The 11,453-nt window shown below is 52.7% G+C and carries 5 protein-coding genes; all 5 read right to left on the bottom strand.

Annotated elements, in window-relative coordinates; genetic code table 11:
* Nucleotides 1–31 precede the first annotated feature (31 nt).
* Nucleotides 32–1,600, bottom strand: a complete 1,569-nt coding sequence (locus HWI92_RS02580) for a RagB/SusD family nutrient uptake outer membrane protein (protein WP_204660646.1) — start codon at nucleotides 1,598–1,600, stop codon at nucleotides 32–34.
* Between the two features lie 16 nt (nucleotides 1,601–1,616).
* Nucleotides 1,617–4,673 carry a SusC/RagA family TonB-linked outer membrane protein gene (locus HWI92_RS02575; RefSeq protein WP_204660645.1) on the bottom strand — a complete coding sequence of 1,019 codons (3,057 nt, stop codon included), beginning with the start codon at nucleotides 4,671–4,673 and terminating at the stop codon, nucleotides 1,617–1,619.
* A 99-nt stretch (nucleotides 4,674–4,772) separates the two neighbouring features.
* Nucleotides 4,773–5,882, bottom strand: a complete 1,110-nt coding sequence (locus HWI92_RS02570) for a sterol desaturase family protein (RefSeq protein ID WP_204660644.1) — start codon at nucleotides 5,880–5,882, stop codon at nucleotides 4,773–4,775.
* A 635-nt stretch (nucleotides 5,883–6,517) separates the two neighbouring features.
* The gene (locus HWI92_RS02565; RefSeq protein ID WP_204660643.1) at nucleotides 6,518–7,996 is read right to left on the bottom strand and encodes a DUF1501 domain-containing protein; all 1,479 of its coding nucleotides are present in this window, start codon (nucleotides 7,994–7,996) and stop codon (nucleotides 6,518–6,520) included.
* 11 nt (nucleotides 7,997–8,007) lie between these two features.
* Entirely contained in the window at nucleotides 8,008–11,271 is a 3,264-nt protein-coding gene (locus HWI92_RS02560; protein ID WP_204660642.1) for a DUF1553 domain-containing protein, read from the bottom strand.
* Between the last annotated feature and the right edge of the window lie 182 nt (nucleotides 11,272–11,453).

The following is an 11,453-nucleotide window of genomic DNA, read 5'->3' as shown; positions in this document are numbered from 1 at the left end:
AGGACTTTTTGTTTGGGCTCATTTTACCTTTCTACTCCCAACCCGAGTTTTGGACAAGCAGCTTGTTGTTGTCGATTTCCGATTGTGGAAGCGGGTACAGCCGGTGTTTGTCGGCGGCGTTGGTTTTGCCCACTTTATGCAGGTTAGTCACGAATGTAGATTTTCCGGTAGCATCCTTCAGGCGGATCAGGTCAAACCAGCGCTGGTACTCATAAGTCAGTTCAAGACGGCGGTCGAGGTACACGGAGTCCCTGAACTGGTCTTTGGACAAACCCGGCGTTAAAGCGGGCAAACCTGCCCGGCTCCGGACGCGGTTAATTGATTTGTACGCCTTGGCCGTTGGTCCATTGGCTTCATTTTCAGCTTCGGCGTGAATGAGCAGTACTTCGGCATAGCGCAGGATGGGCACATTCGAAGCCGATTGGTTTGTCACAGCCGATGAAGCAGGATCTCTCCATTTGTTCCAGAAAGGCGTGGAATCCGCGGTTACGCTGGTGTTGGCGATGGGCAGCGCATACTTCCGTCCGTTGGTCGGGCTGGTAAAGCTCCGCGTGAAAGTAACATCGCGCCGCTTGTCATCCGGCCGGAACAGCTTGTAAATACTGAAAAACTTGTCGGTTCCCTGGGTATAAAAACGCACCATGTGGGCATAGTTACCATTCAGCCCGGGCACTCCCGAGAGAATGGACCTTGGGTATTCACTATTGCCCTGATTGAGCGAATTGGACTTGAATTGGGCCGAGAAAAGGTGCTCTTTATTGTTCTTGAAAGCAGGCAGAAACACCTCTGCATAGTTGGCATTCAGGTCGTAGCCATAGGTGCCTGTGCCACCGTCTGCGGCAGACAATACCTCCTCTGCCCTGGCCAAGGCATCCTTATAATGCGTTGCAAGGTTAAGCGGCTGCGAAGCTTTGGTAAGGTACACCTTTGCAAGCAATGCCCTGGCGGCACCCGAAGTAGCCCGGCCTACATCCGGCGATCCGTAGCTAGCGGGCAGCACGGCAGCCGCCTCGGTAAGGTCCTTCTCAACCAGTGCATATACCTCTGTCGAAGGCGATTTGGCAATTTCATAGGCACCCGCATCCACAAACTTCTGGTACTCGGTAACAAGAGGCACATCCCCGTACAAACGCACCAGATTGAAGTAATACAAAGCCCGCAGGAACTTGGCCTCTCCCAGAAGCCGCTGCTTCAATGCATCATCGAAGTTGATGGTCGGGATCTTTTCCAGGGCTACGTTCGCTTTTTTAATCGCCGCATAATGCTGCTGCCAGATCTCATAAATACGCAGGTTACTGGACGAATGTGCCAGAACCGACAGCGAGCGCACATCCGGGTTGGTCGCTCCCGGACCCGGATCCTCATCGTCACCGGCCATGTTCATGCCCGTGTTGAAGAGCGTATTATAAGGTGTCTGAATGTTGCTTCCGCCTGAATTCAGAAAGAAGTAAACCGCATTTACCGCATTGATGGCATCGGTTTGTGTTTTGTAGTACTGGTCTTCCGAAAGGAAGGATTCAGGCTCCTCTTTCAGAAATTCCCTGCAGGAACCAAGCCCCGTGGCCAGCATGGCAAGCAAAATATATGAATAGCTTTTCATTGTTCTTTCCTGATAATTAAAATGACAGCGACAACCCTGCCTGGAATGATTTGTTGTTTGGATAAACTCCCTGATCAATGCCCTTGTTGATGAGGGACTGACCGTTAAGGCTCACCTCCGGATCATAGCCCGTGTACTTGGTCCAGGTAATTGCGTTTTGCGCAGAGACATAAACGCGCAGGTTCTCGACCCTGATCCTGGACAATACCGACTTCGGAATATTGTAGCCCAATGAGAGGTTTTTCAACCTGCCGTAAGTCGCATCCTCAATAAACCGGTCCGAAATGGTAATCGCAGGATCCTGGAATGCGGCTTTTACATCCGTATTCGTGTTGGACGGGGTCCAGCGGTCGAGCATCACGCGGGATGCATTCACGTAGCCGGTACCCAGTTCAAGGTTGGCGCGGTTCTGGTTGTAGAGTTTTCCGCCGATTGAAGCCTGGAAGAATACCGTGAGGTCGAAGCCTTTGTAAGTGAATGAGTTGGTGAGCCCGGCTGTAAAACCCGGCTGATTTTTGATCACTACCCGGTCACCTGTCTGGGTAATCACACCATCGCCATTCAGGTCCTTGTACTTCTGCCCGCCCGGACTTTTGTTCTGTTGTGGGGTCAGTGCGGCATCACCTGCCTGAATGATCCCGTCAGTCTGGTACACGATGAATGATCCCAGCGGGTACCCTACTTTCGCAATCGATGGCTGGCTGATAATCGGGATGATCTGGTCCACTCCGGTGCCCAGGCTCAGGATCTTGTTGGTATTTTTTGCATAAATAAGGATGGTATTCCATTTGAATGCACCGGTAGTATTCTGGGAATTGACATACAATTCGATCCCTTGGTTGCTTACCTCACCGATGTTCTGGTAAATGGTCGAAGCTTGTCCATTGTAAAAGTCCGACAAGCCCGACGACCCTGCGACGGTACGCGTCAGCAGCAAGTCGGAAGTCCTTTTATAATAGTAGTCAAATACCACATTCAGCCTGTTTTTAAACAATCCCAGGTCTACGCCTCCGTCCAGCTGGAAGGTTTTTTCCCAACCCAGGTTGGGGTTCGGAACCGTATTGGGCGCATAACCCGAAACGGTGGCATTGGAAAAATTGTAGCGGAAATAGGCAAGCTGCGACAGCGACTGGTAGGGCGGGATGCTCTGGTTACCCGTCACGCCACCGCTCACCCGCAGTTTCAGCAGGCTTACTTTTTTAAACTGCTGGAAAAACTTCTCATTATTCAGGTTCCAGCCCAGGGCCGCAGACGGAAAATACCCCCACTTATTACCCGCTCCAAACCGGGAAGAACCGTCGGCACGCAGCGTGAAAGTTACCAGATAGCGGTCGTCAAATGCATAGTTGATCCGGCCCAGGTACGAAGCCAGCGCCCACTTGCTGGCCACCGAGCGCGGAGCAATACTCGTGATACCGGTACCCAGGTTGTTGTATTCAAAGGCATCCGTAGCAAACCCTGCCGCCTCCGCAATGGTACTCTTAGACTGCGATGTCTGGGCGGTAAACCCGACTACGGCATTCACGCGGTTCTTTTCATTAAGCTCCTTGTCATAGCTCAGTGTATTTTCATTCAGCCAGTTGATGGTAGAGATGGTACCTACAATGGCATTACCGCTCAGTGCCGCACCTTCCGCAGTCGTGCTCGGCAGGTAGCGGTTTTGCTTGTTGCCCACCACATCGGCACCCACCAGCACTTTCGCTTTCAGCCCGTTGGCAAGGGTATATTCTCCCGCAACATTGCCGAGAAAACGGTTTGTAATGCTTTCATTGAGCTGATTGTACAGGGAGTTGATCGGGTTTTGCAATGCCGATTCGAACGGACTGTTAATCACAAATCCTCCGTTGTCCTGGTAAATCGGAAGTGCCGGCGGCGTCTGCAGCAGGTTGCCCACAATGGCAGCGGGCGCTACATTGGCTTTGATGTTGCTCGCATTGAGGCTGGCCAGGATACGAAAGCGGTCATTATACTGGTGGTCCAGGTTGACGCGGGCTGAAAACCGGCGGAAATCCGTATGCTGCAATATCCCGTTTTGTTTGAAATAATTACCTGAAATCGCCAGTTTGGTCTTATCTGAACCAGAGAGAATGGAAATGTTGTGACTCTGCATGGAGGCACTTCTGAATGCTGCGTCCTGCCAGTCGGTGCCGGCACCCGTCGTGTCCAGCGAGTAGCCGGTTACACTGGGGATGGAAGCCGTTTTGCCTGAGTTGGCAGCCGCATCTTTACGCAAAGCCCACCACTCGGCTGCATTTAAAAGCGGTATGGTGCGGATTACCTTTTGCGTTCCGTAAAATGCATCATAGTTGATGGAAGACTTATTTTTAGAACCTGTTTTTGTCGTAATAATAACAACGCCATTGGCTCCCCGTGACCCGTAAATGGCCGTAGCGGAAGCATCTTTCAGCACGTCGATATTCTCGATATCGGCGGTGTTCAGCGTGGAGAGCGGATTGATCTTCGAGCCGTCGGTCACCCCGGCATCTGCGAGACTGTAATCATTATTAACAGGAAACCCGTCGATCACATACAAAGGATCACTCCCGGCCGTAATGGAGTTGTTACCGCGTATCTGCACGCTCACGCCCCCACCGGGCTGGCCGGAGGTCTGCGTGACGACGGCACCAGCCACCGAGCCCTGCAGCAAACGCTCCACCGACGCCACCGGCTGACTTTTGATCTCAATGGGAACAGATGCTACCGAGCCGGTAATATCCTTGCGTTTTTGTTCCCCATACCCGATCACCACTACTTCGTCGAGCAAATTGGCTGTCTTCAGCGTCACCTCCACAGCCTCGTCACTCAGCTCATAAATCTCGACTTCCTGCTGCTGGAAACCGGTCATGTTGATCTGCAGGGTAAATGGAAATTCTTTGGCAGGCGCAATGCTGAACTTCCCGTCCACATCGGTTACGACAGCTCGTGAAGTTCCTTTTTCATTGATGGTCGCACCAGGCAAACCTTGTCCCGAGTCATCTTTGACGATCCCGTTAATAACATCCTGGGCCTGTACCAGCTGGGTACTGAGCAACCATACACCCAATAGCCAGATCAGGTAAAAGTGTTTTTTCATTTTTGTGGGAAAAAGTAATGTTAACTATTCATAGGAGTGGTGTTGCCCGGCAGTGCCGCTTTTTGTACGGCTTCCTGCCGGGCTTTTGAAGTTGCATGACTAGGCCGTGCGGGCCGGAATCAGCTCAGCCTGTATCGGCTCAATCAGCGGCAGTTCATGGGAAAGGATGATCGGTTCAAGCACGGGCTCCGGTATCGCATCGCCTACCATGGGTCCCTCGGCAGACAGTTCGCTGCCTTCTTTTTTGGATTTCAGGATGGGCCAGGCAAATTGCGCGTACCATTCCTCTTCCATGTAATGCTTGATACCATAAGCACTCGGGTACTTGCGGGTGATAATGCCGGTACCGAAAATGATATCCCAGATAAAAAACATGTTGCCAAAGTTGCCTTTGTAGTACCCGATACCATCATCGGCGGTGTCGGCGTGGTGCGCGTGGTGGGTAGCCGGGGTCGAGATCAGCCTCTCCATAACCCACCCTACGGGGCTCAGCCATTTGTTTTCATAAAAAGGTTTGTCCCAGGGAATGCTCGAATGCGCACCCGTAGTAATCAGCGATTTGATCACTTTTACAAAGAGGGCCGCATAACCCATCCCGACGTAAGTCAGCGCGGCGGTAAGGTAGGTTTGCGAAAAGAATATGGTATAAATAATGTTCTGGCGGCTCGCCATTGCCATACCCATATACGGAGCACTATGGTGTGTCCGGTGGAAGCGCCAGAGCCAGGGAAGCTGGTGGTGCAGGCGGTGGTACCAGTACTGGGTCAGGTCGTCGGCCACTGCAATGATCAGGAATGCCCACCAGAACGGGACCCACGAAAATACATCTTTCAGGTTCGGCAGTAATTGGGGAAGCAACTGAAGACTGTAATAGGTAACCAGCGGACGGATAATGATCTTGGGCACCACAAAACAGGTGATATCGAGCATGCGCTCATTCTTGTTCCATTTGTTTTCATAAAGCCCGGCAGCAAATTCGGCCACTCCGATCACCAGTACAATAACCGGCAGCCCCCATGAGCTCAGGTTTTTGAACACATCTTCCAGAAACCCCGGTACGCGGAAGGGTACTCCTCCCCCACCCTGCCAGGGCTTGTAGCCGGTGAGGTAAAATGCAGTAAACATCAGAACAATGGGTGCCAGGTAAAGCAGTATGCTCAGGCTGGCATCCCTGGTGATTTTTCGGGCAAGCGCTTGGTCAACTTTCATAGAATGGATGTTAAGGTAGTCAACTGATGAAACGGTAGGCCAGCCAGATACCGCCGGCGATCAATGCGAAGGGAACAAGGGTCAGCAGGATGCCTACTGCTATCTTCTTGGCCAAAAGGACGAAGTCAGCCGATGTCATAGCGAAACGGTTTTGGGAGATGGATATCGGAAATATCCCCTGGACAGCATGCCGGCAGGTTGCCGATTGACAACCACCGAAAATCAGCTTCCTGTCAGCACTGCTGCCTTACGGCAGCCTGCCCGGGAATATTTCCGGTACGTAAAAATGGATGGACGAAATCAGTGGAGATCAGCAGCTGCAACAGCAACCTTGCATGGGCATGCATGATGTGACCCCCTTGTTTGCCGAAGACAAAACAGAAACGCGTAAAACATTCGCTTTCATAAACGAGTGATTATTTAGGTTTCCTATGGCACAAGGGTGGTTCAAAGCCATAGTCTATAAATTTGATAGACAAAGTAAGGTTAATAAAACCGAATTATCAAACCGTGCTTTGAACTTTTTTTATTTTTCTTGAAAAAACGAAAATGCCCTTCAACTGCGCTTAGGGCGACAAGACTATCCTTGTCACCCTGAGCACAGTTGAAGGGCAAACTTCCCTCCGGCAATAACCCTACACCAGAAGCGGCTTTACCACTTTTCCGTGTACGTCGGTAAGCCGGTACCTTCTTCCCTGATGTTTGAAGATCAGCTGTTCGTGGTCCACACCGAGCAGGTGCATGACCGTAGCCTGAAAATCGTGCACATGCACCGGATCCTTGACTACGTTATAGCCAAACTCGTCGGTTTCCCCGTATACAAAGCCTTTTTTCACTCCAGCTCCCGCCATCCAGATTGTAAAGCTCCGGGGATGGTGGTCACGGCCGTAATTGTCGCGCGTGAGCTTGCCCTGGGAATATGCCCCCCGGCCAAACTCCCCTCCCCATATCACCAGCGTTTCATCCAGTAATCCGCGCTGTTTGAGGTCGGTGATCAATGCCGCCGACGCCTGGTCCACGCTTTTGGCCATCGTCTTGATATCATTGGGCAGATTACCGTGCTGGTCCCAGCCCTGGTGATACAACTGTACAAACTTCACGTCCTTCTCGATCAGCTTGCGCGCAAGCAGACAGTTGGCAGCAAATGTTCCCGGCTTGCGGGACTCTTCCCCGTACAGATCGAATATGTATTCAGGCTCTTTGGAAATATCCATGGTCTCGGGCACGGCAGTCTGCATACGATACGCCATTTCGTACTGCGACATCCGGTAGTTGATTTCCGGGTCCAGTATCTTTTCAAACTGACGCTGCTGTAATTTGGCAAGCGTGTTCAGCATGCGCCTGCGACTTCCGCGGTCAATGCCCTCGGGATTGTTGAGGTAAAAAACCGGGTCAGGCCCCGACCTGAAAACTACGCCCTGGTGGACGGATGGCAGAAATCCATTGCTCCATAACTTGGCATATAGTGGCTGGTCCCCTGCCCGGCCTTTGGAAAGCAGTACTACAAACGAGGGCATGTTCTTGTTGTCGGAACCAAGTCCGTAGCTGATCCATGAGCCCCACGAAGGCCGCCCGCCCTGCTGGCTGCCGGTCTGGAAGAAAGTTACGGCCGGATCATGGTTGATCGCCTCCGTGTACATGGAGCGGATAAACGTAACATCGTTCACAATACCCGATGTGTAAGGCATCAGCTCGCTGATCATCATGTCATGCTCACCGTACCGGTTGAACTTGTAGCGCGATGCCGCAAGCGGAAAGCTGCTTTGCCCCGCCGTCATGCCGGTCAGCCGCTGCCCCTTTCGTACGGACTCAGGGAGGTCTTCGCCCCACATGGCTTCGAGTTTGGGCTTGTAGTCAAAAAGTTCGAGCTGCGAGGGGGCGCCGCTTTGAAAAAGATAAATCACACGCTTAGCCTTCGGAGTGAAGTGAGGATGACCGAGCGGCAGGGACGCACCTTCGGGTACTGCTTGTCCGGCCTTGTTTGCCAGGGACTGGTCAGCTCCGAGCAGGGACGACATAGCCGCCGCGCCAAGACCCAGACTTGTTTTGGAAAGAAAATTGCGCCGGCTCAGCTGCTCGTGCACGTGGTTTTCCAGTTCTTTATATAAGCTCATCGTCCGGATCGTTATCGCTTGATCAGAAATTCATCAAAATTCATTACCGTACTTGCCACAATGGTACCCGCAGCCAGCCGGGCAGGGTTCAGCGTTTTATCCACCGGATACTCCCCGGTCGCCAGTACCGACTTCACGCGCTTCGGATCGTGGCTGAATGCCTCGTACTCCTGGTTGTACAGCTCCTTCAATGCATCGCGCTCTGCCTGATCGGGACTGCGGCCGGTCAGTGCGGTGAATGCAAAGATGATCTGCTCGTCAGGGGTTTTACCCTGTTTCAGCATACGCTGAGCGAGTACCCGCGATGCTTCCACAAATTGCGGATCGTTCATCACGACCAGCGCCTGCAGGGGCGTACTCGTTTTTTGTCTTCTGGTTACACAAAAGTGCCGCTCGGCTGCATCAAAGTTCAGCATCATCGGAGGCGGCGAGCTCCTTTTCCATATTGTATAAAGACTACGGCGATACAGGCTGTCACCATGTTGCTGCTTATAGGTCACTTCATTGCGCGTAGCCAGGGCTTCCCACAATCCTGCTGGCTGGTAGGGATAAGCACTTTTACCGCCCACCCGTCGTGTAAGCAGCCCGCTTGATGCCAGTGCATTGTCGCGGATCTGCTCGGCACTCATGCGGTAGCTCGGGCCACGGGCATAAAGCCGGTTATCGGGATCTTCTTCCTTCAACTGCTGCGGGGCGTTGGACGACTGCCGGTAAGTGGCCGAAGTGACGATCAGCTTCTGCATTGCCTTCACATTCCAGCCTGTTTTCCTGAAAGTAGCCGCCAGGTAGTCGAGCAGCTCCGGGTGGGTGGGCAGCTCGCCCTGATTTCCAAAGTCATCACTGGATACGACCAGCCCTTTTCCAAAGTACATCATCCAGAACCGGTTCACGGTCACGCGTGAAAAAAGCGGGTGATCCTCATGCAGCAGCCATTTGGCCAGGCCGAGCCGGTTTCTTGGAAACCCTGCAGGGATCTTGAAAAAACTGTCGGGCGTATCCATTGTTACCGCTTTTCCCGGCGCATCGTAGGCACCCCGGTTGAGGATGAATGTCTTGCGGGGGAACTTTCGCTCCCGCATCACCATCACGTCAATCTGACTGTCCATGATCTCAGTCTCCTCTCCGATCAATTTCCGGGTGGCGGTCAGCGCCTGCCGGTGATCCGGGTCGAGGTTTGTAAGGTAATAATCTTTCAAGGCGGCGAGCTGGTCGGGTTTCAGCTGAGCTGCCGGCACTTTGAGCGTGCTCATTACCTCATCTTTCAGCGTGTACATTCCCAGCATTTCCAGCAGGGTCAGGGGTTTATTGTAGATTCTGAATTCATCCACCTCAAAGTTTTTGGTACGCTGGTCCGAGAGGCGGCCAATGTTCAGCTTATCTACATACCAGTTCGTTTTGTTTTTACCAAAAAGAATACTTTCTGTGAGGTGATCATTGTGAATGACAATCCGGGCAGGGCGGCCATTTACATATAACTTCAGTCCCGAAGCCTTACTCAGACCATCATACGAAAATCCAAGCTGTGTCCATTTGTTCAGCGGAAATGGTTCGAGCGTCTGGATCTCGATGGCATTCTCGGGCCACACATGACTCATGGTAAGCCTGATCGTGCCGTCTTTTTCACGAAATACATTCCAGCCACGGTAGCCGTTCATGACGCCGTTGGACTTATGCAGCAGCGAGCCGCTCACCGAAGGATCGTGGAGGTTGAGCCAGATGCTGATGCTGAAAGGCTGGTTACGCTCGAAGAATGCAAACTTGTCCGGGAAGCTCACGGCATTTTCACCATATATATAACGTGCTTTCCCCACCCGCCCCGCGCGCGATGCTGTGTTGGAAAGACTGTCGTCACCCTCAGCCGTCGCACTTTGCCTGGGATCGGCCAGGTTACGGAACACTTTCCCGGCGGGTTCGTCAAATGTAAAGTGACCGATCAGGCTGGCCTTCCCGGCTGGTAATGCCTTTTCAGGCTGCACCTGCGCTGTGGAAAGCCAGGTGCGGAAGCGGTTTTCAGCAGATGAAGCAGCGGTACTGAGTACTGCCTGCTCTTTGGCCAGGTTCTGATGGATGAATTTCAGCTTTTCCGCTGCCTCCGGCGTCGGGAGCGTGATGGCCGGGCTGGCTTCTCCATTATAGGGTATCTGCCCGTTTTCATTGTTGTTGTTGAAAAAAGCATACAATGAATAATAATCTTTGTGGCTGATCGGGTCATACTTGTGATCGTGGCAGCGCGCGCATTCCACCGTTATTCCCAGGAAGGTTTTACCAAAAGTATCCACCCGGTCCGAGACGTAGGCCGCGCGGTATTCTTCGGGAATGATCCCGCCCTCCTGGCTCTGCTGGTGCATGCGGTTGAATGCCGTGGCCACCAGCTGTTCACTGGTGGGATGCGGCAGCAGGTCACCCGCAAGCTGCCAGGTGACAAACTGGTCATAAGGCTGGTTTTTGTTAAATGCATTGATCACCCAGTCGCGGAAAGGCCAGGCGGTACGCAGGCCGTCGTCCTGGTAGCCGTGGGTATCCGCATACCGGGCCGCGTCAAGCCAGGGGGTAGCCATATGTTCTCCGAAATGCGGGGATGCCAGCAACTTGTCCACTACTTTTTCATACGCATCGGGCGACTGGTCGGCCAGGTAGCGCTGCACCTCTTCGGGAGTGGGCGGCAGGCCTGTCAGGTCCAGGTATACCCTTCGCAGCAAGGTGGTCCTGGCGGCTTCCGGCGAGGGACTGATCTTTTTGTCTTCCAGTTTTTTGAGCACAAACCGGTCAATATCATTTTTTACCCAATCCTTATGCTTCACCTCGGGCAGCTTGGGCATTGTCGCTTTGGTAAATGCCCAGTGCGGCTTGTACACGGCACCTTCCTCTACCCAGCGGATGAGCAGGGCCTTCTCCCTGGCCGTAAGCGAAAGGTGGGACTCCGGCGTAGGCATCACTACATCCGGGTCGGCTGCCAGAATGCGCCGTACCAGCTCGCTGCTCCCCGGCTTTCCTGGCTTGATGGCCTTAAGTCCGCTTTCGGCTTCTTTCCCGTAAGCAACCCTGGCCACGTCCAGCCGGAGATCCCCCTTCTGATGGTTCGCATCCGGGCCGTGGCAGGCAAAGCACCGGTCGGAAAGAATGGGCTTCACATCATAGGTATAGTCTACCGGCGCAGCAATCGCAGACATTTCCCTGGCGACATCTTCGGGTAAATCCAGTTTTTTATCGCAGGAAAACAGCAGAAAAGCGGCGGCAGGAACGATGAGGCCGTATTTGAACCAGGAACTCAACATGCAGTGAATGATTATCGAGAGCACCGGTAATGCACCGGGCTGTATTTTTTCGAGTTTTTAATTAACTAAATTAATCCTTTTAAACCATTCCGCAAGTTGTTTTACCTATAAACAGGAATGTAACCACCTCTTAGCCCGGACCTTGCAGGGATGTTTACCGTAATTTACACCTTTGTAATGCC

Source organism: Dyadobacter sandarakinus, from assembly GCF_016894445.1.
Taxonomy (GTDB): domain Bacteria; phylum Bacteroidota; class Bacteroidia; order Cytophagales; family Spirosomataceae; genus Dyadobacter; species Dyadobacter sandarakinus.
Note: the sequence above shows the minus strand (reverse complement) of the source record. Positions and strands in the feature narration are given on the sequence as shown.

Coding starts and splice junctions, on each gene's coding strand:
- HWI92_RS02580 (WP_204660646.1), bottom strand. CDS start 1,600: ATGAAAAGCTATTCATATATTTTGCTTGCCATGCTGGCCACGGGGCTT.
- HWI92_RS02575 (WP_204660645.1), bottom strand. CDS start 4,673: ATGAAAAAACACTTTTACCTGATCTGGCTATTGGGTGTATGGTTGCTC.
- HWI92_RS02570 (WP_204660644.1), bottom strand. CDS start 5,882: ATGAAAGTTGACCAAGCGCTTGCCCGAAAAATCACCAGGGATGCCAGC.
- HWI92_RS02565 (WP_204660643.1), bottom strand. CDS start 7,996: ATGAGCTTATATAAAGAACTGGAAAACCACGTGCACGAGCAGCTGAGC.
- HWI92_RS02560 (WP_204660642.1), bottom strand. CDS start 11,271: ATGTTGAGTTCCTGGTTCAAATACGGCCTCATCGTTCCTGCCGCCGCT.